A 26489-nucleotide genomic window follows, 5' to 3' on the forward strand; every position below is an offset into this window, starting at 1 on the left:
AATTACCGCGGTCTACAATAAACCGCGGTTATTCTTAAACGCTAGTGAATACCATTGTGTCTTAACAATGCATCCACCGTTGCAGGCCGTCCTCTGAATTGTAGGTAAGCATCGGCCGCTTTCTTTGAACCGCCTACTTCTAAAATTAAATGTAAGAAATCTCGGCCTGTTTTAGGGTTCAAAATTCCCTCTTCTTCAAAGCGGGAAAAAGCATCACTGGAAAGGACCTCTGCCCATTTATAGCTGTAATAACCTGCTGCATAGCCACCTGAAAAAATATGAGTAAAACTATGTTGGAAACGATTGTAGGGCGCAACCGGAACAACGGTCGTTTCCTTTCTCACTTCATTTAAGATTTTTGCCACGAGGCCTGAGCTTCCTGGCTTAAACTCTTGATGAATGCGAAAATCAAATAAAGCAAATTCCAACTGGCGCATCATCGCCATCGCTGACTGGAAATTTTTAGCAGCAACCAATTTGTTAAATAATTCATCGGGTAACTTTTCCCCGCTATCAACATGCTGAGTCAATAGCTGGATGGCACTGTGCTCCCAGCACCAATTTTCAAAAAACTGGCTTGGGAGTTCAACAGCATCCCATTCCACGCCATTAATTCCTGAAGCATTTAAATAATCGACCTTTGTCAAAACGTGATGTAAGCAGTGGCCAAACTCATGGAATAACGTTAACACTTCATCATGCGATAAAGCAGCAGGCTTCTTCGCGGAGGGTTTTGCAAAGTTACAGGTTAATGTCGCAATAGGGAGTTGGATATCGCCATCGGCTAATTTGCGCCGGCTTTGCAAAGAGTCCATCCAAGCGCCTCCTCGCTTATGTTGACGCGCAAATAAATCGACGTAGATATATCCTCTTAGTTGCATGTCTTCATCGAGAACACGATAACATTTTACATCTGGATGCCATGTATCAACGCCTGTGATTTCCTCCATATTCATACCATAGAGCTTATTCACTACCGTGAATAACCCTTCCATCACTTTATTCAGCGAAAAATAGGGGCGGAGTTCTTCTTGGGATATCGCGTATTCCTTTTGGCTTTTTTTCTCAGAGAGAAAAGCCAGATCCCAAGGAGCGATTTTATCGATGCCATACTCTCTCTGGGCAAACTCTTGCAAGGATTGGAATTCCGTTTCAGCTTGATGATGGCTACGTCCTGATAAATCATGCAAAAAATCGAGAACTTGTTTTGTAGAATCAGCCATTTTTGTAGCCAATGATAATTCGGCATAATTGGCAAAACCGAGTAACTCGGCTTTTTCTTGTCGTAAATCCAGCATTTCATCAATCAACGTGGTGTTGTCAAATTTGCCCGCACTTGGACCTTGATCGGAAGCACGGGTCGCAAAAGCGTAATACATCTCTTCCCGTAAAGCCCGATCTTCTGCATAAGTCACAACTGCAAGGTAGCAAGGAAACTCCAAATTTAGCATCCAGCCTGATACCCCTTTTTCTCCAGCTAATTCGTAAGCAGTATTTACAGCGTGCTCAGGCAAACCAGCTAAGCGCTTTTCATCAGTAATGTGTAAACTAAAGGCCTGAGTGGCATCTAATACGTTATTCTCAAACTGATTTGATAACTGCGACAAACGGGTTTGAATTTCCTCAAAGCGTTGTTTCTTTTGCGTGGGCAAAGCGACACCGGATAATTCAAAATCACGGATACCATCTTCCACAATCTTACATTGAGTTTCATTCAGCACTGTCTTGTCTAGCGATTTAATTGCACTATAGAGCTCATGGTTATGCCCTATTGCAGCTTCATACGCAGATAATTTAGGCAAACAAGCTTGATAACAATCGCGCAATTTCTTTGAATTCACCACCGCATGCAAATGGGATAAAGGCGCCCAAAAGCGTTCAAGTGCATCATCCATATCTTCTAGAGGCTTCATGAGATTATTCCAGGTAAACTGGGTATTTTCCCTTAACATCACTTCGATTTGTTCCAAATTAGTCTGCAAAAGCTTATCTAGATGTTCGACAAAGTGTTCTGTGTTAAAGGAAGTGAATTGGGGTAGGCTAACTGCTGACATAGAACCTCGCAAAATTCCAAATTGCTAAGAATAGCATTGAATTCGAGGTTGCTCTATGCCAATCAAACAAGTGGCGTATCAAATTCAAGTTCACGCTCGCCCAAAGGCCCTTCATCGCTCGAATTGCGGGACGAGGGTTCCATCGGACGCCCTTCTGTTGGAATTACTGGCTGAAACATCACATAACGATTCCCGAATAAAGATTGTCCTTGCTCACTAATTTTCTCGATGTTACTTGAGGGGGAGTGGCTATCAATCCATCGGTTAGCAAGAAAATTTGCCAATGTTACTGTGACAACTAATATTGCACCAATAAGCGGGATTATGGGGTTTGCAGCAAAAATGGGTAAAGCACAAGCCATTCCTAAAAATAATGCACTGGTATTGATTATCCCAAGGATCACTCGCTTTCGTTCGAAACTGAAACGTTCTTCCAAATGCTTTTGGTATTCTTCTATCTCATCAAGCTCTTCCTTGCTCGCCCCATTACTGCGTTTGAATGCTGCGACGACCTGATATTCCTCACGTATTTTTTGGATTCGTTTCATCTCAACCACAGCACGGATACTTGCATTAATGACATCAAAGAAAAAGATTGAGACAGTCACATACCAGCCCGTTGGCGCTAGGGCGCCAACAAACAAGAAACAGCCCAAAACGCCTCCAGTAAACCAGGCAGTATCATTGCCTAATTGGAACCAGCGGCGCTGTAGTTGGGTTTCAAGGCGTACCAGCCAATCTAGCTGCTTTTCCTTCTCTGCCATTCCCGTCCATTTATTGGGGAAAAGATGCTTGAACAATAAAACCAAATTAACCGTTAGTCTAGGAATAAAGAATAGCCACGCCACGTAGGTCAATGTGGGACCAAGAAACCGGTCAACCCCATTGATCACTTTAGAAAAAGTTTGCCAATTTTGTAGATACGGTAACAAAGTTATAAATAATCGCCTTATGCGGATGGTAAACAACCGATGCCAGTTATACCTGACTGTGGTTCCTCTAATGGCTTGTGAAAGCGAATAAGTGGGCTCATCATCAAGTTTCGCCGTGTTGTTGAACTCATAGCCACGCATCCTGAGCAATTTGCGATAGTATTTTTGTTCAGCCTGCAACCGCAATACTTCCCGTGGCACGTTAAGATAATAGTGATAGATATGTGCCAAAAGCTCAGCCATCGCCAAAGCAGCTACCAGCTCTTTGGTAAGCATTTCCTGTTCTTTTACGCTCAGGTTCCGCTTTTGCGATTTCTCTGTTTTGCGGGCAAAACTATGGACAAGATGAGTGCAGTGCACACTGTATTCGAATTCCAATAGCAGGTGGATTCTGACAAGGGGTTGAAAAAAGTCGACTCCTTTTTCTTCCAAATTATCACGGAATACCCAAAAATTTCCTGTCCCTATTTGTTGATGCGTTATGGGTGTATCATCTGTAAGAGACTGCAATCGCTGCAAAAGTGCTGACATACAACCCCAAGTTATGTTGAAGCTGGTCAATAATCCCAAAAAATAGACAAAAAGTAAATTTTAAAGGATAATTTAAGTAAAAATTTTTTATTAAATTTTTTTTTGCTCATTATTGCTACAATTATTGAAACCCAACTTGCTGATTAGAGGCTTCTGAGCGACAATAGTGCCCCTGATGACTGCAGAAGAGAACCCATGAGTCTTTCCAATGATTTAGCCAACGCTATTCGCTTTTTAAGTATTGATGCCGTTGAGCAGGCACAATCCGGACATCCAGGCATGCCGCTGGGTATGGCGGATATCGCGACAGTGCTTTGGAAAAAATTTTTAAAACATAGCCCTAAGAACCCCAACTGGTTTAACCGTGACCGCTTTGTTTTATCGAATGGCCATGGCTCAATGCTACTTTATTCATTGTTACATTTGACTGGTTATAATTTAAGCCTCGATGAATTAAAACATTTTCGCCAACTTCACTCGAAAACACCAGGCCATCCCGAATATGGGGATACACCAGGCGTTGAAACAACAACAGGTCCTCTAGGGCAAGGACTGGCTAATGCAGTAGGGATGGCTATTGCAGAAAAATTGTTAGCCGCCCAATTTAATCGGTCTGACATTGAATTGGTTAATCATTACACTTATGCCTTCGTTGGTGATGGCTGCCTCATGGAAGGCATTTCTCATGAAGTGAGTTCTTTAGCAGGTACCCTTGGCCTTGGAAAACTCATTGTTTTTTATGACGATAATGGCATTTCAATCGACGGTAACGTGGAATCTTGGTTTACAGATGACACCACCATGCGGTTTAAAGCCTATCATTGGCAAGTCATTGGCCCCATTGATGGCCATGATCAACAAGGTGTCGAAAAAGCCATCCACCAAGCCCGCCAAGAAACGTCCAAACCCAGCTTAATCATTTGCAAAACGGTCATTGGTTATGGCTCTCCTGTTGCAGGTAGCGAAAAATCCCATGGTGCACCACTCGGCGCCGAAGGCGTAATGAAAGTCCGGGAATCCTTTGATTGGCCCTATGAGCCGTTTATAATCCCCGAAGCCATTTATGCGGAATGGAACCATGTGCAACAAGGCCAGGAAGATGAGGATCGATGGCTTAGACTTTGCCACGATTATCAACAGCGATATCAAAGCGATTATCATGAATTTCTACGTCGCATTAACGGCGATCTGCCCGATAATTGGAGCACTTTCGCCAATGAGTTTGTGGAGCGATGCCGCCTCAATGATAAAGCAATAGCTACCCGCAAAAGTTCTCAGCTATGTATCGAACAGTTCGCCAAGTCTTTACCGGAAATGTTAGGCGGTTCCGCTGATTTAACGGGGTCTAACAACACCGATTGGTCAGGTTCTAAAGCAATCAAATCCAATGATTTTTCAGGCAACTACCTTTACTATGGAGTTCGCGAATTTGGCATGGCAGCGATCATGAATGGTTTAGCACTGCACGGTGGTTTCATTCCTTATGGCGGCACTTTCTTAGTTTTTGCTGATTACGCAAGAAACGCCATACGCTTAAGTGCACTCATGAAAAAACGAGTTATTTATGTCTTTACGCATGACTCGATCGGTTTAGGCGAAGATGGTCCCACTCATCAACCTATTGAACACGCGGCAATGCTCCGCATGACGCCCAATATGCAAGTATGGCGGCCAGCCGATTTATTCGAAACGGCTATTGCCTGGCAGCAAGCCCTTGAACACCATACAGGCCCTTCTTCCCTATTATTATCAAGGCAAAATTTACCCGCACTAAACCATAGTGCCGGTACCGCGGATAATGTTAAAAAAGGCGGCTACATCCTGAGTGATTGCCAGGGACAGCCCGATGCTATTCTGTTAGCAACCGGTTCTGAGGTGCATCTAGTTTTAGCTGCAGCAAGTAAATTGCAAGCTTCCGGAAGAAAGATCCGCGTTGTTTCCTTGCCTTGTTGTGAACGCTTTCTCGCTCAAGATAGCGCTTACCAAGAGCATGTCTTACCTAAAGCAGTCCGAAAACGCCTAGCTGTTGAGGCAGGAGCGACAGCTTACTGGTACCGTTTTGTTGGCTTAGACGGGGCAGTAATCGGCCTCGACCGGTTCGGTGTTTCTGCACCTGCTGCACAAGCTTATGATTATCTAGGTATTACTGTTGAAAATATTGTTACGACGCTAGAGCGCATCTTGAATTGCTAAAAGATAAACTCTTAGGCCTAAAACGCAGTTATTTTTAGGTTAACAGCTCATTTTAAAAACTGACTCAAAAAGAAGAGTCCCCTGTAATTCGGAGAAGTATATGACGATACGAGTCGCAATAAATGGTTATGGTCGTATTGGCCGTTGCATTTTACGATCCATTTACGAATATAAGCGCCAAAATCAATTTAATGTAGTCGCAATCAATGATGTGTCTGGCATAGAAACCACTGCTCATTTAACACGTTACGATTCAACTCATGGTCGTTTTGGTAGTGAAGTGCGTATTGACAACGACAACTTGGTTGTCGATGGCCATCCTATCCGCGTTATTTCTGAACGCGATCCGTCCCTGCTACCTTGGAGCAGTTTGGATGTAGATATTGTGTTTGAATGCACCGGACGTTTCACAAGTCGCGAAGGGGCTATGAAACACATTCATGCAGGTGCCAAAAAAGTATTAATTTCAGCGCCCGGTAAAGATGCGGATGCAACAATCGTTTACGGCGTTAATCACCATACTTTGCAGGCAACTGACATTATCGTGTCTAATGCTTCTTGTACTACCAACTGCTTAGCGCCTGTAGTAAAACCCCTCCATGAGGCTCTGGGGATCTCTTACGGCTTGTTAAATACTGTCCATGCCTATACGAAAGATCAAATGCTATTGGATGCAAGCCACAGCGATCTTCGCCGGGCGCGTTCAGCAACCCAATCCATTATCCCAACTAAAACAGGGGCCGCACAAGCCGTTGGTTTAGTTCTCCCTGAATTGGCAGGCAGGCTTGATGGATTTGCTATGCGTGTACCCACCCTGAATGTTTCTGTAATCGACTTGACCTTTACCGCCCAACGTGAAACCACTGCCGCGGAAGTCAATGACATCATGCGTAATGCAAAAAGTGAAATCTTGCATATTAATGAAGAACCATTAGTCTCTTGTGACTTTAACCATTATCCAGCCTCAGCCGTTTTCGATACTGCCCAAACTAAGGTGTTGGGTAACTTAGTGAAAGTAGTTGCTTGGTATGACAATGAGTGGGGTTTTTCTAACCGTATGTTAGACACTGCAAACTGCATGATGAATCGTTAAGGACAGCATGATGAATCTGATTAAAATGAGCGAGCTCAGTCTTCGTGATAAACGGGTATTGATTCGTGAGGATTTAAATGTTCCTATAAAAGACGGGATTATCACCAGCGATCAACGTTTACAAGCTGCTTTGCCAACTATTAAAACTGCCTTGGATGAGGGTGCAGCCGTCATGGTGTTATCCCATTTAGGAAGACCAGAAGAAGGTAAATTTGAAAAACGCTTTTCTCTTAAACCTATTGCAGATTATTTGGCAAATCATCTTGAATATCCCGTTCGTTTTGTCAGTGATTATTTAGAAGGGATTGACGTTCATCCAGGTGAATTAGTTATTTGTGAAAACGTAAGGTTCAACTCGGGTGAGAAAGCTAACGATGATGTTCTCGCAAAAAAACTTGCAAACTTATGCGACATTTTCGTGATGGATGCGTTTGGAACCGCTCATCGGGCTCAAGCATCAACCCATGGTGTGGCTAAATATGCACCCATTGCTGCAGCTGGCCCCCTTTTAATACGCGAATTAGATGCTTTACAACATGTTCTCAAGGATCCAGCTAAACCTATTGTTGCCATTGTGGGCGGAGCAAAAGTATCTTCTAAACTGACTTTACTCACTCAACTAGTAAGCAGGGTGGATTACTTGATTCCTGGTGGTGGTATTGCCAATACCTTTCTTAAAGCACAGGGTTATGAGATTGGCGTATCTCTTCATGAAGATGATTTGTTGGATGCAGCGCGAGAAATCTTGGATTTGGCTAAAAAGAGCGGTTGTCAAATCCCCCTTCCTTCCGATGTCGTTGTCGGGAAAACATTCTCAGACAGTTGTCCGGCTTTCAATAAAACGCTAGCCAGTATTGCCAGCGATGACATGATCATGGATATCGGACCAGAAACGGTAGGCCGGTATGTCGAGATCATCGATAAAGCAAATACGATTATCTGGAATGGTCCGGTAGGCGTCTTTGAATTTCCACAGTTTGCCTATGGAACAAGAGCATTAGCGATAGCCATTGCCGACAGCGAAGCTTTTTCTATTGCTGGCGGCGGCGATACGCTGGCTGCAGTTGATCAGTATGATCTCACCCAGCAAATCTCTTATATCTCCACAGGAGGAGGAGCTTTCCTTGAATTTCTTGAAGGCAAAACATTACCTGCTGTCGCGATTTTAGTAGAGCGCGCCAATGCAGCAGCGCCGCACTAAAATTGTTGCAACCCTTGGTCCTGCTTGTAGTGAGCCAGCAACGCTCCGTGCTATGCTGGCTGCAGGCGTGGATGTTCTGCGGGTCAACTTCTCTCATATCAACGAGGACACGCTCCAACTTATTGGCAAGGCAAGAGGGATAGCAACTGAACTTGATCGGCCGCTTGCCATTATAGCGGATCTGCAAGGACCTAAACTTCGAATTGGACATTTTAAAGGGAATTCGACAAAGTTAGTTGATGGCCAATCTTTTATACTCGATTGTGGCTCCAAAGAACTTGGTAATAACCAATTTGTGTCAATTGATTACACGAATTTATGTTATGAATTAAACCCTGGCGATCACCTACTTTTAGATGACGGCCTCATTGAGTTAGAAGTTAAGTCGATTACCCCTCCGCAAATACATTGTTTAGTTATCGAAGGAGGATTGTTAGCCAATAATAAAGGGTTAAACCGCAAGGGCGGCGGACTAGCAGCAAGAGCCCTGACTAAAAAGGATAAAAAGGATATCGAAACGGCGGTTGCCTTGGAATTCGATTACCTTACTCTTTCTTTTGTCAAAGAAGCTAATGATATTTTAGAAGCTCGACAATTATTGCAGCAATGCGGTGCTCAGGATATGCCAATCATTACCAAGATTGAGCGTGTAGAAGCTTTGGAAAACCTTACAGAAATCATTCATGCAACAGACGCTGTGATGGTAGCCCGTGGTGATTTGGGAGTTGAAATTGGCGCAGCCGAAGTGCCTGCCATTCAGAAACGGATTATTGAGAAAAGTCGACAACTCGATAAAATTGTGATTACCGCTACACAGATGATGGAGTCAATGATCAATCATCCACAACCCACGCGTGCTGAAGTATCTGATGTAGCTAATGCGATTCTTGACGGTACTGATGCTGTGATGTTGTCTGCGGAAACAGCAACTGGCCATTTTCCTGTGAAAGTAGTGAGTATGGTCGATAGAATTTGCCGCAGTGTTGAAAAGCATACTAGCTTTTTCTACAAAACTGATGATGAGAGTTGCCACTATCAACGTGCTGACCAAGCTATTGCTATGGCAGCCATGCATACCGCAAATCATTTTCCTATCAAAGGGATTATCGCCCTAACAGAGTCGGGGGCTAGCGCGGTTTGGATGTCTCGACACCACGGTATAGTGCCCATTTTTGCCGTCACTGCAAATCCTCATACTGTGCGCAAATTAAGTTTGGTGAATAATGTTTTCCCCATTTTGCTCAATTACCATGGGAACAAGCCAAATAAAGTGAATGAAGTAGTTATTACTTATCTTTTAGAGCTTAGTTTGATTGAGAAAAATAGTTTTGTCTTATTAACAAGGGGACATAGGATAGGCCATCCGGGAGGGACTAGCTGTATGGAAATCATTCGCGTGTAACCTTTGTACTAAATATATAAGGCTTCCCTGCTTTATTAGTGGAAGGATTTGCTTACAGACTCCTCCTCATTTATTTTCTCGTCCAGCACTTCATTTGTTTTATCTCTTTCAGCCATGAGCGATTCTTTGAGTTGACGTTGTTTATCTAACCCGTTAGAAGAACCTTTAACCTCAGTTTGAGGGATCATCAGATGTTTATGGATAACTTTAGCAATACTCGCTATAGGACTCTTTAATATGTCTCTTAAAACGAGGGTGAAAGGGGTAAGCGACTCAATAAACGAACTAGACTTTTCTGGCGGTTGATAACTTTTCAATTCTTGGTGCTGGGGCATTTTATCCTCTACTGCTTCTGTAATACCCGCTTGCTCTTTTAATAATTTAATACAACCGGGATGCTCAGCCTTTTTTAGTGCTTTTGACGAATTTATCAGCCCTGGTATATCAATATTCTGGTTGTGTTCTTTAATCAAGGAAATCACCTGATTGATACACTCTGGATTGCCCGATTTAGCAGCCAATTCCAGATAGCTCTGTTGAATATATTTCCTTTGAAGACTCTCAACAACGTAATTTCTAACTGCTGGGTCATCTAAAAGCCGTCTAAACGCTTCTATCCTTCCTTCTTCAATAGCATTTTTACATGCCCTAGCGTAAGTTTCTGTTTGATCACCATATTCCCCTTTTATGTGATCGCGATACTGAGGTTCTAACAAAAGCGATATTGCATCAACGCGATTATGTTGTGCAGCTGTTTTTAAAGCCATGTCGGTATAATCAACACCCAAATCAAGTAATATTTTCATCATGGCTGTATCATTTTGGATAGCAGCAAGCGTTAACTGATCGTAAGTTGATCTATCAATTTCTTTGGTTCGCCCTAAATATTCTGGATCCTGGGAAATAAGTTCTTCCACCAATTCCTTTTTGTTCGGAAATTGAAAATCTATTTTCTTGTCAGGATGGGCCACGACATTGATTGTTATTTGCATTTGGTCCAATGGTGGTATATCGTTCCTTAGCCGAAAACATTTTTTAGCTAAATGATCGGCAAGTTCTTTTCCATCCTTACAAACGATAATTTTCCTCTCATTAGGATCATAAACATGAAATTGGTTATCTTTTACAGAGACTGCAACAGTATGCGTAAGTGATGCCAAAGTCCAGGAAGTTCCATTTGCTTTCATTTTTTCGAATATATTTGCCCAGGAATCGGTTTTAGCAATCAGACCAAGATTGTAAATTTTTTGCATTGGCTTCGGGATTTGTACTTCAACCACTTGGCCAGAGGGATCGGTTTTTTTAAAGGGAGTTGAAACCGATATTAAGCCTAGGCTGTCATCTTGGGAATAACGTTTGTCAAAGACTTCGGGTAAAAATGTAAAAATTACCTCGCCAATGAACTTATTAATCTGACTATCACTGATATCAGTAGGCTCATCAAATTGCATTTTTACTTCGGCTATTTTTTGGGTTATTTCAGCCTTTTGAGTGGCTGTTTCAGCCAATTTAATGTCTGTTTCAGCCCTTTTTATTGTTGCAAGGGCTGCTCCCTTTTTAATAATCGCTTGTATAATTTGAATAAAGTCCGTTTGTCTACCTTCTGTTGCATATTTGCAAAATGCGACAGCTAAACCATTACACGTACCCTCATCATTAACTTTAATCTCTAATTTTTGATTTTCTAAATAGAGCATTATCAGTTTGTTTAGATTGTACTGATCCATTCCAATAATATCGCTATATCCAAGTTCGGTATTATCAGTTCCAGGAGGAGGGCTCATTTATACTTACAGTCAACCACATTTGACTTAATTATAGTCAAAGTTAGTATTTTTCACCCAATAAGGTACTTTGAAATCACATGATAACAGCGGGAATATCGAGGATAGCGGAGGAGTATTAGCCGAATACTCAAAGTCGTTAATTCACTGTCACTCCATCGGGAATGCCGGGGTTTTCTAAACTTAAGATTCCTGTATTAAAGTCATAGGCAAAAATTTCGGCATAGCGTCCCCAATCGATCATGGTGCGTAAAACGCGTTCAGCTTCTTTCTCACTGAGGTAATCCTCAAGCTTGGATAAAAACCGCTCTTCCGAAACGCGATGGCCAATTTTTTCATCCAACACCCGACGGATATAGCGTGCTAAAGGTACTTTTTCCAAGAGGCGTTTCGCGAACAACTGCTTGCGTGCCTGTAAATCGGCTTCAGAAAATTGTTTGCCCAATTCACTAAGCTGAATATCACCATCTGAAACTTTAGCAAAACCTAGAATTTCTAACGTTTCCAATATGGGGAATAAATCATCGATGTTCATCATTAATTCATCAGCCAGCTCGGGTAAATCAATTTGATCTTTAAATGACTTCATGGTCTCAATTAAACCAGATAACTCCGAAGGTTCTACATCGGGTAACCGATAACCCAAGCCAATTTGTCGCTCACGCTGCGCTCCCCTTGCCTTTTCTTTAGGTCCAGTCGTCATTAAGGTGTAGATCTTATCAACTAGATCCCTGAACTCTTCGGTTTCTGGATTGCGAGGTTGATCTAAGCTGACTTGTAATTCAGCACGGATATAACCTGGATCGCTGCCAAAAATAATAATGCGGTCCGCAAGTGTCGCCGCTTCTTCGATGTTATGGGTAACCAATAAGATGCCATTCGTATTCGTTTTCTTTTCCTGCCATAATTTAAGCAGGTCTGACTTCAAGTTTTCGGCGGTAAGCACATCGAGTGCAGAAAAAGGCTCATCCATTAACAATACATCAGGATTAATCACCAAAGCACGGGCAAAACCAACTCGTTGACGCATTCCACCAGATAGTTCTTTGGGAAAAGCAGATTCAAAGCCATCAAGACCAATAGTATCAATAGCTTCAATTGCCCGATGACGCCTCTCTTCTCGACCAACACCTTGAGCCTCTAACCCTAATTCCACATTTTCAAGCACAGTTAACCAGGGCATCAACGCAAAGGATTGAAATACCATGGCAATACCTGGGACTGGACCTGTCACTGGTTTACCACGATAGGTGACAGTGCCTGATGAAGGGGGGACAAGTCCCGCAATGATGCGCAACAGAGTCGATTTTCCCGATCCTGATTTGCCGAGCAAAGCGACAATCTCGCCTTCATGCAATTTAAAATTGACGTCTTCGAGGACTAAAAGTTCTTGTGTGGATGCCTTTTTAAATGATTTGCGGCAATTCTCAATAGCAATAATGGTCTCTGACATAGCATCCTCAACTGAAATTGAAGCGTTCTTCCGCCAATCGATAAAGTGGGCGCCAGATTAGGTGATTAAATGCCAATACGTAAGTGCACATCATCGCGGTACCTAAAGCTATTTTTGGAAAATCTCCTGCTATTGTACTTGCATGAATGTATTCACCCAAACCGGTAGCCTCCAAGGTTGTGTTTCCCCAGCTCACCCATTCCGCGACGATACTCGCGTTCCACGCGCCTCCGGCGGCGGTTATAGCCCCTGTAATGTAAAAAGGAAAAATCCCTGGCAAAGCCAAGCGTTTCCACCACTGCCATCCTTTTACACCAAAATTATCTGCCGCCAAATAAAGCTCACGCGGAATTGTTGACGCACCCGCAATCACATTAAATAAAATATACCACTGTGTACCTAAAATCATCAGTGGAGTTACCCAAATTTCGACGCTCAGGTTAAATTGTACAATGGCTATTACAAACAAAGGATAGAACAGATTAGCTGGAAAAGCGGCAACAAATTGGATAATCGGCTGGATTTTCTGTGCCAACCGAGGTCTTAAACCGATCCAAACACCGACAGGAATCCAAATTAATGAGCTAATAATAATGAGTACAATAACTCGGGTTCCCGTCGCTGCACCAAGGAGAAAAACATGCAAAACTTCTCTTAATTTCAGCTCAGCTAAAATAAAATTCATAAGTAACCAGCCGCCACAAAAGATAGCAATCAGTACGAATGTATTCCATATCCAATCAAGATGCTTTTGCCGACGTATATCCATTTCTTTAGCTACTTTTGTCTTCCGCCGAGATAACCAATTCGTATTGACTAAATTGTCCTTAACAACTCTCATTATGCTGCCAAAACGCTTCATTAACCGGCTACCGCGAATTAAATCAATTAACCAAGATTGATACTCTTCCTCTTCAGGAGAGAGTTCCACTTTAAATTTTTCTGACCAGGCGATAAGCGGTCTAAACAAGATTTGATCGTAAAGGAATATGACGATGACCATGGTCAAAATCGCATAGCCTACAGCATGTAAGTCTCGCTGCTCAATCGCCAGCGCAATATATGAACCAACTCCAGGTAAGCGAATATCCTGATGTGCCACTGCGATAGACTCTGATAAGACCACAAAAAACCAACTAGCAGACATGGACATCATCAGATTCCACAGTAAACTAGACATTGAAAAAGGAACTTCAACCTTCCAAAACCGTTGCCAAGGCGATAATTGAAACATTGCCGCAGCTTCTTTTAAATCGTGCGGTAATGTCTTTAAAGATTGATAAAAACCAAAAGTAATATTCCAGACCTGTGCAGTAAAAATAGCAAAAATGGAGGCGCACTCGGGCCCTAATAAACTCCCAGGAAATAAATGGATAAAGCCAGTTACAGTAATCGATAAAAAACTTAACACAGGCACTGATTGGAGGATATCAATCGCAGGGATAATTATTTGCTCCGCGCGACGGTTTTTTGCAGCCAATGCACCTACAGCAAAAGTAAATAGTATCGATAAAGCCAAAGCGATAAACATTCTTAATACAGTTCGGGAAGCGTAGAAAGGCAGTTTGATTGGGTCTAATGAAATGGGTAATGGCTCGCCTAACTGATAAGGGCTCGCCATCTGTTTACCGGCCCAACCTAGGAAAAAAAGGACGAAAAAAACAAGAATGAGTAATAAAATATCCCAACGATTAATAAAACGACTAACGTTTTCCCGGTTGGCAAAGTAAAAACGGCTGTTACGCACAATGCCCCCTATTTAATCTGGTTATGCTGATGGAATATTTGAACGAACTTACTTGATTTGGATTTGCGAAAATCCAAGACCGCCTAAAATAACATAAATACTCGGATCTGTCGCCAACCTAGCCAGCGTTTTCATTTATTGACTGCAAAAAAATTAGTTTGCAATTGCAGCCTTAGCATTGAAACAAACTACAATTAGAAATATATTTTCGCTGTCATGATCTTGAGGATAGTCCCAATGCATAAATTCAAACTCTGTGCTGTTTTCGCTCTATTTGCTTTGTCGCTATCAGTCAAGGCAGCTCCTCTTGACAATGTTCAACTTGCAGTTTGGGCGAATGAGGCCATTGTTGCGACTTATACTTATGATTATAAAAATTTTTTGCAGCGCCAAAAAGAAATTGCCAAATATTTTACAGCAGATGGATGGACAGCTTATAGTGCAGCAGTTACTGCATCTAAACTTCCCGAGACCATCCAAGCAAATTCCTATAATGTCAGCGCCGTTGCCACCCTGCCCCCAACAATTAATACTTTAGGGTCTAATCAATGGGAGGCTAAGATGCCTTTACTTGTGGTTTATAAGAATCCACAGTACCAACAAAAACAAACCTTAGAGGTCACTATCCGTTTCACCCAAGCACCAGGGGGCCAGGGCGTTCGGGGGTTTGCCATCACAAGTTTACAAGCGAAGGTTAGTGAGCCGCCTTGCCAATGTCAACCTAACGAGAATAGCAATTCGTCTACAACAAACGCACAATAATTACCACCAGATGCAAAATAATTAGCATAATTAGCAACACGAGGATTAGGTTTAATTTTTTTGGCATTGTGACATCAAGTACCGCTTGTTCAGGATTATTGGGATTGTAAAATACATCGATTTCAGCATTTCTTTCATAAGCCATTGCTGCTTTATAAGCCACTTTGCGGGCATATTTACTGTTGGGATTATTATGAGCTGTATCAAGAAATAAATACTCACCAACAAAATCTTGATCAAAAACCTGATAACTGTATTTAATCCTTGGCCATAATCTAGGGCCTTCCCGCGTCCATTCAAAGGAAGTAATACGTCCTTTAGTGATTAACCAAGAACGAGTTTGAACAAGTGCCTTCCTGTCGCGCCAAAAGTACCTTAGCAAAAAGATGAGAAATAAGAGCCACACCAAATCCAGCAAACTTTGCCAAGATAATAACCGACTTAGCACTCGCTATCCTTATTAAAGTGAATAACATCAGTATGCGCATAACCCCAATGCCGTCAAGTTAAGGCACCCCCGGTATGTCCCGCGGCTTATCCGCGGAACCCCTTTTCGACCAACGCCTTTTACCAATTATAATAGTAACAGCAAGGACGATAGTAAGGACGATAATAGTAGGTACGGTAGTAATAGGGACGATAATAGTAAGTACGATAGTACACGGGGCTTACATAACCCGGCCCTATATAAACACCACCGCCACGATAAAAACCTCCATATCCCCAACCAGGCCCCCAACCCCAATGAGCATCACTAGGAACAGAAACGAATAAGCATAGGCCAAAAAGTAATGCGCCGAGGAGCTTATGGCCTCTGACATTGATATTCATAGGAATCTCCTTTCCCGACGATTTGACCATACTATAAGTATAGACCCTCCAAATAGCCGAGCCAGAGATTCGCGCGCCAAATAAGGCTGTCCAGATAGGGGCATAGGCCCCTACTTAATTTTTCAATGGCGCATTAGCATGAATTTTATTACTGCTTCTTAGATTCCCAGAATGCAATGTGAGCCCCTGTAGGATCAACAATAACCATGAAGCGGCCCATTTCGCCTACTGGAGTAACCGGTACTTTAACTGTTGCACCTAGGCTTTTTGCTTTTTCTAGTGTTCGCTCAATATCGTCTACCAAAATATATCCCATCCAATGAGGAGGAATTTGGTCTTTTTGTTCTGTAGGAATTTGCCAAATACCACCAAACTCATGCTCACCGTTAGTAATCATTGTGTAAGTCATATCACCAGCATTCTCCTCGGTGAATTTCCAACCAAGTAACTTGCCGTAAAAATCTTTGGCAGCTTGAACATTAGAAGTGGCTAACTCATTCCAACAAAATTCTCCCGCTTTTGATCTCTGCATGATTCTATTCCTTCAATCCAGCTGAATCTTTTTTAGAAAGAAATCTACTCTCTTTCCCCTTATGAAATGTCAAGACTACAGTAATTCAAAATATTGTGGAAGGTTGCAGTCCAAAAAACAAAACATCTTCCTATCATTATTAATGATTTTGCTAGAAGCAATTTTTAGACAAAACACATTTGGACAGACTGAAGGTAAAAGATATGTTTTATCTCTTGTCGTAATGCCTCATCTCGGTATAATCATCTGCACCAACGCGCGAAAAAAGGGAGTCGCAATGATCGCAAAAACACCACTCCATGCTAGCCACGTGGCATTGGGTGCCAAAATGGTAGATTTTCATGGCTGGGAAATGCCTCTGCACTATGGCTCACAGTTGGAGGAGCATCACAGTGTTCGCCAACATGCTGGAATGTTCGATGTCTCGCACATGACTATCGTTGATGTCCTTGGCGCAGGCGGCAGGCAATTTTTACGTAAATTATTAACTAATGATGTTGATTTGCTTGAGCACACCGGACGCGCGCTTTATAGCTGCATGTGCAATGAACACGGTGGAATCATCGACGATTTAATCGCTTACCAACGTGCCTCGGACAATTATCGTATCGTTTTAAATTCCGCTACACGCGCACGTGACCTAGCCTGGATTCGCAGCAAAAGCGAGGGATTTGCAGTTGGATTACAAGAGCGCAATGAGCTTGCCATGCTGGCGGTACAAGGACCTGAAGCAATAGCAAAAACAATGAGTCTTCTTACTCCTGCTCAAACTGATGCAGTCTCGACACTCACTAATTTTGAGTGCGTGGATATTGACAGCTGGTTTTTTGCTCGTACTGGCTATACCGGCGAAGATGGGCTAGAAATTATCCTCCCTAAAGAAGAAATTACTCGATTATGGTCCTCCTTATTGGAGGCAGGAGTAAAACCATGTGGCTTAGCGGCCCGGGATACCCTTCGTTTGGAAGCAGGTATGCTGTTGTATGGGCAAGACATGGATGAATCAACCACCCCCTTGGAATCCGGGTTAGAATGGACCGTAAAATGGCAACCAGAAGAAAGGGACTTTATTGGCATGGGCGCCCTCCTGTCTCAAAAACAGCAAGGTGTAAAACGTAAGTTTGTAGGCCTAATTTTACAAGACAAAGGTGTTATGCGCAGCGGACAACGTGTGATTGTTGAAGGCCATGCAGATGGGGTCATAACCAGCGGAACCTATTCCCCCACTCTCGCTAAATCAATCGCGTTAGCACGGGTACCTGCTAAAACAGGAGAACAGGTAATGGTGGATATTCGCGGAAAACTCATTCCGGCTAAAGTGGTTAAACCTAGGTTTGTTAAGCGCGGACAAATTTTATAAGAATCCCTAAGTCCTTCTTTCTTCCCTTCCCCCCAGAAAACGGGAGAAGGCCTCGAAAGGCAAAAAACTTAGCAAATTGCTGATTTGTACTGATTATAATTAATAAAGAGGACAATACCATGGCAGAGTTAAAATTCACACGGACCCATGAATGGTTAGAACACAATCCTGACGGGGTAATGACTATCGGCATTACAGAGCATGCACAGCAATTACTCGGCGACATGGTATTTGTTGAATTACCCGAAGAAGGTGACGAAGTAACTGCCGGAGAAGAATTTGGCGTTGTTGAATCCGTGAAAGCTGCTTCCGATGTTTATGCACCTGTCAGTGGGGTGATTGTTGCTGTCAACCAACGTGTGAGTGAGAATCCCGCGCTTGTTAACAGTGATCCTTATGGTGCAGGTTGGTTAGTTAAAATTAAAGCGAGCGATCCATCTGAATTAGATAACCTATTAAATGCTGATGAATATCAAAACGAGATAGCTGAGGATCATTAATATGCCTTATATTCCACATACTGCTGAAGATATTGAAGCCATGTTGGCGAATATTGGTGCCAGCAAACTCCAAGATTTGTTTGACGAGATCCCTTCATCATTGCTTTACGGCGAGCTCAAAAACATACCCACGGGTATGAATGAGATGTCGATGCTCAAAGAAGCCCGTCATTTAGCAGATAAAAATCAAAATGGACTTTGCTTCGTTGGTGCAGGCTGCTACGAGCACCATATTCCTGCTGCAGTATGGGATATTGCATCTCGTGGTGAATTCCTAACGGCTTACACACCTTACCAAGCAGAGGCAAGCCAAGGCACATTGCAGTTGCTCTATGAATACCAAACGATGATTGCCGAATTGACGGGGATGGATGTAGCCAATGCCTCAATGTACGACGGTGCAACAGCACTGGCTGAGGCGGTTCTCATGGCTGTGCGAATTAATAAGCGAAGTAAAACTAATCGTGTGCTGATTGCTGGAACGGTACATCCTTTCTATCGGGAAACTTTAGAAACTATCGTTCGTAATCAACATATCGAAGTCCTTACCTTGCCATTTGATGAAAAGCAAGGCATTACACCGCTTTCAGCGTTAGAGAAATATCGTGGTGAAGACATTACCGCCATAGTTATCGCCCAGCCTAATTTTTTTGGATGTTTAGAACTTGTTGATGAACTGACCAATTGGGCACGCACTAACCACACAATCAGTATTGCCTGTGTCAATCCTATTTCACTGGCTCTGTTAAAACCGCCAGGCCAATGGGGTGAACACGGAGTTGACATTGTATGCGGTGAAGGACAACCCTTAGGCTCGCCAATGGCTTCAGGCGGCCCTTATTTTGGCTTTTTCAGTTCTCGCATGGAGTATGTGCGCCAAATGCCCGGTCGTTTAATTGGGCGCACTTTGGATAAAGACGGTAAAACAGGCTATAGCTTGACTTTGCAGGCTCGGGAACAGCACATTAGACGCGGCAAGGCTACTTCAAACATCTGCACAAACCAGGGATTATTAGTTACTGCTGCAACCATCCACATGAGCTTGCTGGGGGCTGAGGGCATGCAACAGGTTGCTCGCCACTGCCATCATAATACACGTGCGTTAGTGACCGCATTGACACAAATCGATGGAGTGGAAACGGTTTTCTCAGCACCTTGTTTTCATGAAACACTTATACGTCTCAATCAACCTGTCGACGAGATACTAACCCGCTTACGCGACTATGGCATAATCGGTGGTTATTCAGCAGAATCACATTATCCTCAATTGGCCAATACCTTACTGGTTTGTGCCACAGAAATGCGGACAAGTGAAGACATCGCACACTATGCCAATTCCCTTAAACAAATTCTGGCTCAATGAGGTGACTGATGTTTATTATATTGCTTACATATAAAACACCGATTAGTGAAGTAGATAAGTATTTACAAGCACATCGCGAATATCTTGATTACCACTACAAACAAGGATTGCTGCTTGCATCAGGCCCTATGAAACCTCGTACTGGCGGTATCATCATTGCAGCTACTAACGATAAAGCCTATTTAGAAGAAGTGATTAAACGAGACCCTTATTACTTAGCTGAAATCGCTGATTATCAATTAATCGAGTTTACACCAGTCAAACATTGCAATGAACTTAAAGATCTTATCCAAAAAACGGAGGGCAAATTATGTTAATTTTTGAACGCTCAAAAGCCACCCGTCAAGCGACAGCACAAGCTCCTCATCCAATTGCAGAACCATTAGCAATCCCTGATCAGTTCTTGCGCTCTACCCCTCCGCGTTTGCCCGCTTGCTCCGAACTCCAAGTGGTTCGGCATTATACAAAGCTCTCGCAAAAGAACTTCGGCATTGATACCAATTTCTACCCATTAGGCTCATGCACCATGAAATATAATCCTCGAGGGGTGCACAAAGCCGCTATGATGCCGCAATTCAGTAATCGCCATCCTTTGGCTCCGGAGAAAGCAAGCCAAGGCTTTCTGCAAATCCTTTTTGAACTACAAAATTACCTCGCTGAAATTACTGGCATGCAGGGTGTTTCACTCACGCCTATGGCGGGTTCTCAAGGTGAATTTGCCGGAGTGGCAATGATTAAGGCTTACCATCAGTCACGCGGTGACACAGCACGTGATGAAATTCTTATCCCTGATGCCGCGCATGGCACAAACCCTGCCTCTGCGGTAATGTGTGGATTTAAAGTCATTGAACTTGCAACAGCAGAGGATGGTGATATTGATCTCGAGGAACTTCGCAGTAAAGTTGGTCCTAAAACAGCTGGAATTATGCTAACCAACCCCTCAACCTTAGGGTTGTTTATGCGTCAAATCAAGGAAGTAGCGCAAATCGTACACCAAGCAGGCGGGCTACTTTATTATGACGGCGCTAACTTAAATGCCATTTTGGGCCGAGTTAGACCAGGCGATATGGGTTTTGATGTCATGCATTTAAATCTGCATAAAACTTTTGCAACACCGCATGGCGGTGGCGGCCCCGGGGCTGGTCCTGTTGCAGTAGGGAAACGCTTGTTACCTTATTTGCCGTTACCGACTGTAGTGAAAGAAAATGATCACTACCGTTGGGCTACGAATAATGACATACCTCAAAGTATTGGGCGCTTGTCTTGTTTTATGGGTAACGCGGGTATTTTACTTCGCGCCTATTTCTATATTCGTGTTTTAGGCAGAGAGGGATTACTTCGCGTTTCAGATTTTGCCACACTAAATGCCAATTACCTGCTTGCCCAATTGGAGAAAGCTGGATTTAAACCTGCTTACCCGGGACGTCGGGCGACCCACGAATTTATTTTATCCTTAAGTCAAGAGAAAAAAGCTAATGGCATAACCGCAATGGATTTAGCAAAACGCTTACTTGATTATGGTTTCCATGCGCCGACAACTTATTTCCCGCTGCTCGTGCCTGAATGTCTACTTATCGAACCTACTGAAACAGAAAGCAAGGAAGAACTAGACGGCTTTATTAGTGCGATGCAAGCAATACGGCATGAAGCTGAAACAAACCCTAATCTCTTAAGAGACGCACCCCATACTCTACCAGTGAAACGTTTGGATGATGTCAAAGCAGCGAGAGAGTTAGACTTGAATTATTTTCATCATCAAGAGTAATTTCTTACAACTCGAGCAAGAAAGTTACTTGAGGTTCGTCATTAAAACTCATTTTAGCTCTAAGCACAGACTTAGAGCTCATTCCTATTGATAAAAGATGAGGCCCCACTGCCTAATTTCATAGGCTTGAGTATACTAAAAGTACTACTCCTTAATATAAAGCAAGTGATGTCTACGTTAATCGCAAGACAAGCCATATATGATGCCCAAAGCACTGTTTGTGCCTATGAAATTCTCTATCGCACCGGGGACCTTAATTACGCAAATATTGACACTTCTGATGAAAAATCTGGATACGATGCAACTGCTTCCGTACTTTACAATCTTTTTACGCACTTAAATATTAATACGATTATCGGCTCACACCCTGCTTACATTAACTTCACTCGTACTCATCTATTGCAACAAATACCTGCTAGGCTCCCTAAGGATAGAGTTGTTATTGAATTATTAGAAAATCTTTGGGTTGATGATCTTTTATTAAAAAATGTAATCATGCTTTCTGAGCAAGGCTATAAAATAGCACTCGATGATTTTGTTTTTCGAGAAGAATTAATCCCGCTCATTAATATTGTGGATATAATAAAAATTGAAGTTTTAGGCTTAAGTAAGCAAGAAATTAAAAAACAGCTGGCAGTACTTAAGGCAATGGGATTTAAGGGTAAACTGTTGGCAGAAAAAATCGACAGCCGCGATCAGTTGATTCTATGTCGAAACTTAGGCTTTGATATGTTTCAAGGCTTTTTCCTGGACCATCCCAATCTCATCCAACATGAGCCCCTTCCAGAAAATAAGCTCTCAATATTGAAATTATTCACTGAACTATACAACCCAGAAACCGAAATTGGCCAAATTGAAGAGATAATTTTAAAACTACCGCAACTCAACGATCGCATACTCAAACTTGCTAACTCAGCCTCGATGTATCAAGGTAAAAAAATCGACTGCTTGATCACTGCAATCCAACAATTGGGCTTAGCGAAAATACGCAACTGGGTGATTTTTCTTTTAGTTTCAGCATTGGATCATGTGGCTTGTGATTTGCTAGAAAGAACACTGATCAGAGCAAAAATGTGTCAACTCCTGGCAATCCGTTCCCGTTTAGCCAATGCTGATGATGCATACACTGTAGGGATGCTTTCCACATTGGATGCGATGTTAAATGAACCTATGTCCTGCTTATTAAACAGGATTCAGCTAAAGGATGAAGTAACCGCAGCCCTACTGACACGCAGAGGTGCACTTGGTTATTTGTTAGACATGGTCCAAGCTTACGAACATGCCAATTTTAGTAAATTAGAACATTCAAAATTCAGTACAGAGGATTACTCGAAAGCGTATTTACAAAGCATTGCCTATACCAACACTTTAAAGTCAATCATTCATTAACTGATTCCATCGATAACTGTTTGTTTTTAAAAATAATAGAAAAATACTTTGCTCCGGAAAAAAAATAAGTTATAACAGATATACCCAAGACACTTGGGTATATACCTGTATCAAGGACAGCCAGGTATGGGTTCAAGTTCTAATTCTAATTAGGTTAAAACCAAATGCTGAGCTATTGCAAAAAGTATGTTTTTTATACAAATTGCACAGATGACACAAGCAAACTTTGAGTCTTTAACCTCAAAATAGTGTTGGATTATTGGACTAACAATGGGAATAGATTCAGTTCCTAAATCTGTGGCTTAAAATCCACCGGAGGTATTAAAAATTAGGGTCTGCTATTACCTAATGAGGTGTCGGCTTGAGCCGGCAAATTTTTTTCATGGAGTGAAAAATGAACAGTAAAGTATTTTCACAACGATTTAATCGAGAATTGTCTTTATTAGGTTTTCCCGAGGATCTGTCGGAGAAAATTAAAGCGGTTGCCAAAGTCTTTGGTGTTACTCGTCACTTAGCAAATGCAATGATTTTCGGCCACATGCTGCCATCCTCCGAGCAACTTGATAAGATAGCGAAGGTGTTAGAAGTATGTCCTCAGTGGCTCAGCGGGGCTTCTGATAGAAAAAAAGCTTATCCTGGCCAAGAAACCGCCGATAGCGCTTAAGACCCTCCGCCCTTGGATTGCACTATGGCACATCTTGCGAAAAAACACTGGCCCATCCAAACAGCACGATGCTGTGAGCGCTTTTCGCCATGTTTTCTCGCAACTGTGCTCAATTTAGACCATGCGAGTACATTTTAAAAGTTTGAGGCCCGATCTATACCGCGTGTAGTTAAATTCCAATTAGGTTATAATCGCCCTCATTGAATAGCTCATAATACTCACTAACGCATTATTATGGGATGTAATACATGCAAGGATCATAGACATCATGGAATGCTTAAGTTACTGCATTGCCAACTCAATTGATTTATCGCGCCTTGATACCTATTTTAAAACCAGCTTACCGGGTTATAGTTCACTTAGAACCCGGGATGTTTTGAAAATAAATCGCGCTGATACCAGTAATACACTTATCTTCGTGTTTAAAAATGGTACTGTTGTTTCTTGGGGAGTTAAACGTCATCAAGTTAAGAATTATCTTAACATCATCAATCAATTCGCTGATAGGCCGGTATCTTTTTTAGTAAGAGACGAATTCAGTTATAAAATTGGTGAAAAGACAGCCATAGAACCACATGGCTTTTTTGATGTTGATTGCTTAACCATGGATGATGATAGCGATGAATTAAAACTGAGTTTTTCTTATGGGTTTTCGCAATCAGTAAAATTACAATATTTTGAGACTATTATTGAAGCGCTAATTGAAAAATATAACCCTATGATGCAAAGCCTCTCGAGTAAAGGCCACATGCCCATTAGCCGCAATAAAATTCGACAAATTATAGGTGAAATTTTAGGGGCGAAAAGCGAGATGAATCTTATCAGTAATTTTCTCTACCATCCAAAATATTTCTGGCAACACCCAACACTAGAAGAATACTACACTATGCTCGAACGCTACTTACATATTCAACGTCGAGTTAATGCGATAAATCACCGATTGGATACACTGAGTGAAATCTTTGATATGTTTAACGGCTATCTGGAAACGCGTCACTCCCATAGCTTAGAAATCATTATTATTGTATTAATTGCAATAGAAATTGTTTTTGATGTGCTTAACTTCCTTTTTTAATTACATCATGAACAATCCTAAATCCGTCTTCGTTGGCTACTCTTCAATCAAGACAGAAATTGTCGCTGGTATCACTTCTTTTTTAACTATGGCCTATATTGCCTTTGTCAATCCAACCATTTTGCACGAAGCAGGTATGGATCAAGGCGCAGTTTTCACAGCAACCTGCTTGGTGACCGCTTTTGCCTGTGCATTTACAGGTCTTTTAGCCAATACACCTATTGGGATAGCTCCCGCGATGGCGCTTAATATTTATTTTTCTTATTCCGTTGTGCTAGGTATGGGCATTGATTGGCAACATGCACTTGCAATGGTCTTTATTTCGGGGTTGTTATTCCTCTTCGTTAGTTTAACTAGGTTAAGACGATTATTAATTGAAGCGATTCCTCATAATTTACAAATCGCCATTCTAATAGGGATTAGCCTATTTATTGCCTTGATTGCCTTACAATCCAATCAATTGATTGTTAGCGATAACCACACCATGATGCGCTTAGGGGACCTCTATCGTCCGCAAACTGGCTTATTTGTTTTAGGATTTTTATTGATCTTAGTGCTTGACTATTATCTTGTGCCTGCGGCCATTATTATAGGAATTCTGATTATCAGCTTAGTAGGGTTATTAGTGGGATTAACCACTTGGAAAGGTTTGGTCGCCTTGCCCCCCTCTATACAGCCAAGTTTTTTTAAACTCGATTTTACTGGTCTTTCGAGTATACCTTCATTAAAGGCAATTTTTACTTTTTTCTTAATTACCGTTTTCGATGCTACTGGCACTCTTATAGGATTACTTAATCCATCACTTTTTAGACAACAATCTAACTATCAGCAGCGTTTGAGTCGAAGCTTAACAGCCGATGCAGTTGCTTCGACTCTAGCAGGTCTTTTAGGCTCAGCAAGTACTTCTCCTTATATTGAATCAGCAGCAGGAATTCAAGCCGGTGGGCGCACTGGCTTAACTGCATTAGTTATCGGGGCGGGGTTCATTTTGATGCTTTTCTTCTTTCCTCTAGCGCAAATGATTCCCAGCTATGCTGTGGGTCCTGCTTTGCTCTATGTTGCTTGCTGTATGATGAAGCATTTAGGTGAGTTACAGCTAGAAGACATCAGTGAAACAGCTCCTTGTATGGTCACCATCATACTCATTCCTTTTACTTCTTCTATTGCTGACGGGATAGGCAGCGGGATTCTTCTTTATAGTTTACTTAAATTATTAACTCGCCAACGAATTAACTCGCTGCTAATCATACTAAGCCTAGTATTCGTTTTGTTTTTCCTAATCCGGTAAAAAATTTAAGAAAATTTTCAGGAAATTGCTAACAACCAACTGAAAAATAAATTACAATTTTTTTAAAAATAATCAGTATTTATAGAAAATTGATAATATTAATGCTGGATCAAAGGGAGTGAATTGATCACATAAATTTGCTTTTTTCAAACAGCAATATGTTTATTCATTGATCTCAATTAACTATCATTATTCACAAAAAATTTCCACTATTGTTAGCTAAAAATTTCAACTAATTTTTCTCCTAATTCTTACTATAATAATGATGATGTACAGGGAATTGTGGAGTAAATTGTTTATGAATGGTAAAGATCATGAAAATGAAAGCATTGGCATCATTGCGGTTATTATTATTATCGTTTTAGCAGCAATTGGCCTTTATTTCTTTTTTTCATCCCATCGCCCCCCTACTGCTTTCAACACAGACAATAGTGTGAGTGTGCCTCTGGAAGCACCATCCCCAGTGCATGAAGAGGCTGGGAAAGGATGATTAAACAAATAAGAAGGAGCAATAAAAAAATGGGCTATTGTAAACTTTGCTAATCACTAAATGATACAATGTGCGATAAT

23 protein-coding genes are annotated in these 26489 nt (G+C 41.9%); 15 read left to right on the forward strand and 8 right to left on the reverse strand.

All coding sequences use genetic code 11. The features are described 5' to 3' along the window. Window positions 1-41: 41 nt before the first annotated feature. Together LMI_RS13830 and LMI_RS13835 are read right to left on the reverse strand one after the other, a co-directional pair. Entirely contained in the window at window positions 42-2054 is a 2013-nt protein-coding gene (locus tag LMI_RS13830; protein WP_045100306.1) for a M3 family metallopeptidase, read from the reverse strand. A 62-nt stretch (window positions 2055-2116) separates the two neighbouring features. Next, complete coding sequence (locus tag LMI_RS13835) at window positions 2117-3517, reverse strand: hypothetical protein (protein WP_045100307.1); 1401 nt, start codon at window positions 3515-3517, stop codon at window positions 2117-2119. 153 nt (window positions 3518-3670) lie between these two features. Between LMI_RS13835 and tkt the strand changes: the two genes are divergently transcribed. The 4 genes from tkt to pyk all read left to right on the forward strand — a co-directional run bounded on the left by tkt (window position 3671) and on the right by pyk (window position 9406). Beyond that, window positions 3671-5710 carry a transketolase gene (gene tkt / locus LMI_RS13840; protein WP_256324288.1) on the forward strand — a complete coding sequence of 680 codons (2040 nt, stop codon included), beginning with the start codon at window positions 3671-3673 and terminating at the stop codon, window positions 5708-5710. 100 nt (window positions 5711-5810) lie between these two features. Then, window positions 5811-6803, forward strand: coding sequence for a type I glyceraldehyde-3-phosphate dehydrogenase (gap, locus tag LMI_RS13845; protein WP_045100309.1), 993 nt, complete (start codon window positions 5811-5813; stop codon window positions 6801-6803). 10 nt (window positions 6804-6813) lie between these two features. Continuing rightward, window positions 6814-8004 carry a phosphoglycerate kinase gene (locus LMI_RS13850; RefSeq protein WP_045100310.1) on the forward strand — a complete coding sequence of 397 codons (1191 nt, stop codon included), beginning with the start codon at window positions 6814-6816 and terminating at the stop codon, window positions 8002-8004. Beyond that, entirely contained in the window at window positions 7985-9406 is a 1422-nt protein-coding gene (pyk, locus tag LMI_RS13855) for a pyruvate kinase (RefSeq protein WP_045100311.1), read from the forward strand. Before LMI_RS13850 ends, pyk begins: the two co-directional genes overlap by 20 nt. 35 nt (window positions 9407-9441) lie before the next feature. Here pyk and LMI_RS13860 read toward each other — a convergent pair whose 3' ends face one another. From LMI_RS13860 to LMI_RS13870, 3 genes are all read right to left on the reverse strand, one after another. Continuing rightward, window positions 9442-11190, reverse strand: a complete 1749-nt coding sequence (locus tag LMI_RS13860; protein WP_045100312.1) for an ankyrin repeat domain-containing protein — start codon at window positions 11188-11190, stop codon at window positions 9442-9444. A gap of 139 nt (window positions 11191-11329) precedes the next feature. Beyond that, window positions 11330-12643 carry an ABC transporter ATP-binding protein gene (locus tag LMI_RS13865; protein ID WP_045100313.1) on the reverse strand — a complete coding sequence of 438 codons (1314 nt, stop codon included), beginning with the start codon at window positions 12641-12643 and terminating at the stop codon, window positions 11330-11332. Between the two features lie 7 nt (window positions 12644-12650). Next, the gene (locus tag LMI_RS13870) at window positions 12651-14390 is read right to left on the reverse strand and encodes an ABC transporter permease (protein ID WP_082050759.1); all 1740 of its coding nucleotides are present in this window, start codon (window positions 14388-14390) and stop codon (window positions 12651-12653) included. 237 nt (window positions 14391-14627) lie between these two features. Between LMI_RS13870 and LMI_RS13875 the strand changes: the two genes are divergently transcribed. Continuing rightward, on the forward strand, window positions 14628-15152 hold the full coding sequence (locus LMI_RS13875) for a DotI/IcmL family type IV secretion protein (protein WP_045100315.1): 525 nt from the start codon (window positions 14628-14630) through the stop codon (window positions 15150-15152). On the opposite strand, the gene LMI_RS13880 is transcribed toward LMI_RS13875, so the two are convergent. The 3 genes from LMI_RS13880 to LMI_RS13890 all read right to left on the reverse strand — a co-directional run bounded on the left by LMI_RS13880 (window position 15133) and on the right by LMI_RS13890 (window position 16515). Further along, window positions 15133-15600, reverse strand: coding sequence for a DUF3592 domain-containing protein (locus tag LMI_RS13880; protein WP_045100316.1), 468 nt, complete (start codon window positions 15598-15600; stop codon window positions 15133-15135). The two genes, LMI_RS13875 and LMI_RS13880, sit on opposite strands and share 20 nt — an antisense overlap. Window positions 15601-15719: 119 nt before the next feature. Continuing rightward, window positions 15720-15983, reverse strand: a complete 264-nt coding sequence (locus tag LMI_RS13885; protein ID WP_045100317.1) for a hypothetical protein — start codon at window positions 15981-15983, stop codon at window positions 15720-15722. Window positions 15984-16131: 148 nt separating this feature from the next. Further along, complete coding sequence (locus LMI_RS13890; RefSeq protein WP_045100318.1) at window positions 16132-16515, reverse strand: VOC family protein; 384 nt, start codon at window positions 16513-16515, stop codon at window positions 16132-16134. A gap of 277 nt (window positions 16516-16792) precedes the next feature. Here LMI_RS13890 and gcvT point away from each other — a divergent pair, with 277 nt between their 5' ends. The 10 genes from gcvT (at window position 16793) to LMI_RS13940 (ending at window position 26409) form a co-directional block, all read left to right on the forward strand. After that, window positions 16793-17875 carry a glycine cleavage system aminomethyltransferase GcvT gene (gene gcvT, locus LMI_RS13895; protein ID WP_045100319.1) on the forward strand — a complete coding sequence of 361 codons (1083 nt, stop codon included), beginning with the start codon at window positions 16793-16795 and terminating at the stop codon, window positions 17873-17875. Between the two features lie 119 nt (window positions 17876-17994). After that, window positions 17995-18375: a glycine cleavage system protein GcvH gene (gene gcvH / locus LMI_RS13900; protein ID WP_045100320.1), complete on the forward strand. Its 381-nt coding sequence runs from the start codon at window positions 17995-17997 to the stop codon at window positions 18373-18375. Window position 18376: 1 nt separating this feature from the next. Further along, entirely contained in the window at window positions 18377-19738 is a 1362-nt protein-coding gene (gcvPA, locus tag LMI_RS13905; protein ID WP_045100321.1) for an aminomethyl-transferring glycine dehydrogenase subunit GcvPA, read from the forward strand. Between the two features lie 8 nt (window positions 19739-19746). Further along, window positions 19747-20055 carry a YciI family protein gene (locus LMI_RS13910; RefSeq protein ID WP_045100322.1) on the forward strand — a complete coding sequence of 103 codons (309 nt, stop codon included), beginning with the start codon at window positions 19747-19749 and terminating at the stop codon, window positions 20053-20055. Beyond that, window positions 20049-21503 (forward strand): aminomethyl-transferring glycine dehydrogenase subunit GcvPB, encoded by a 1455-nt coding sequence (gene gcvPB, locus LMI_RS13915; protein WP_045100323.1) that lies wholly within the window; start codon window positions 20049-20051, stop codon window positions 21501-21503. Before LMI_RS13910 ends, gcvPB begins: the two co-directional genes overlap by 7 nt. A gap of 168 nt (window positions 21504-21671) precedes the next feature. After that, window positions 21672-22892: an EAL and HDOD domain-containing protein gene (locus LMI_RS13920; RefSeq protein WP_045100324.1), complete on the forward strand. Its 1221-nt coding sequence runs from the start codon at window positions 21672-21674 to the stop codon at window positions 22890-22892. Between the two features lie 394 nt (window positions 22893-23286). Then, complete coding sequence (locus LMI_RS13925; RefSeq protein ID WP_045100325.1) at window positions 23287-23556, forward strand: transcriptional regulator; 270 nt, start codon at window positions 23287-23289, stop codon at window positions 23554-23556. 268 nt (window positions 23557-23824) lie between these two features. After that, entirely contained in the window at window positions 23825-24631 is an 807-nt protein-coding gene (locus LMI_RS13930; protein WP_045100326.1) for an RMD1 family protein, read from the forward strand. Between the two features lie 7 nt (window positions 24632-24638). Continuing rightward, window positions 24639-25919, forward strand: coding sequence for an NCS2 family permease (locus tag LMI_RS13935; protein WP_045100800.1), 1281 nt, complete (start codon window positions 24639-24641; stop codon window positions 25917-25919). 298 nt (window positions 25920-26217) lie between these two features. Beyond that, window positions 26218-26409: a hypothetical protein gene (locus tag LMI_RS13940; RefSeq protein WP_045100327.1), complete on the forward strand. Its 192-nt coding sequence runs from the start codon at window positions 26218-26220 to the stop codon at window positions 26407-26409. Window positions 26410-26489: the final 80 nt, after the last annotated feature.

Origin of the sequence: Legionella micdadei (genome assembly GCF_000953635.1) — a bacterium.
Classification (GTDB): domain Bacteria; phylum Pseudomonadota; class Gammaproteobacteria; order Legionellales; family Legionellaceae; genus Tatlockia; species Tatlockia micdadei.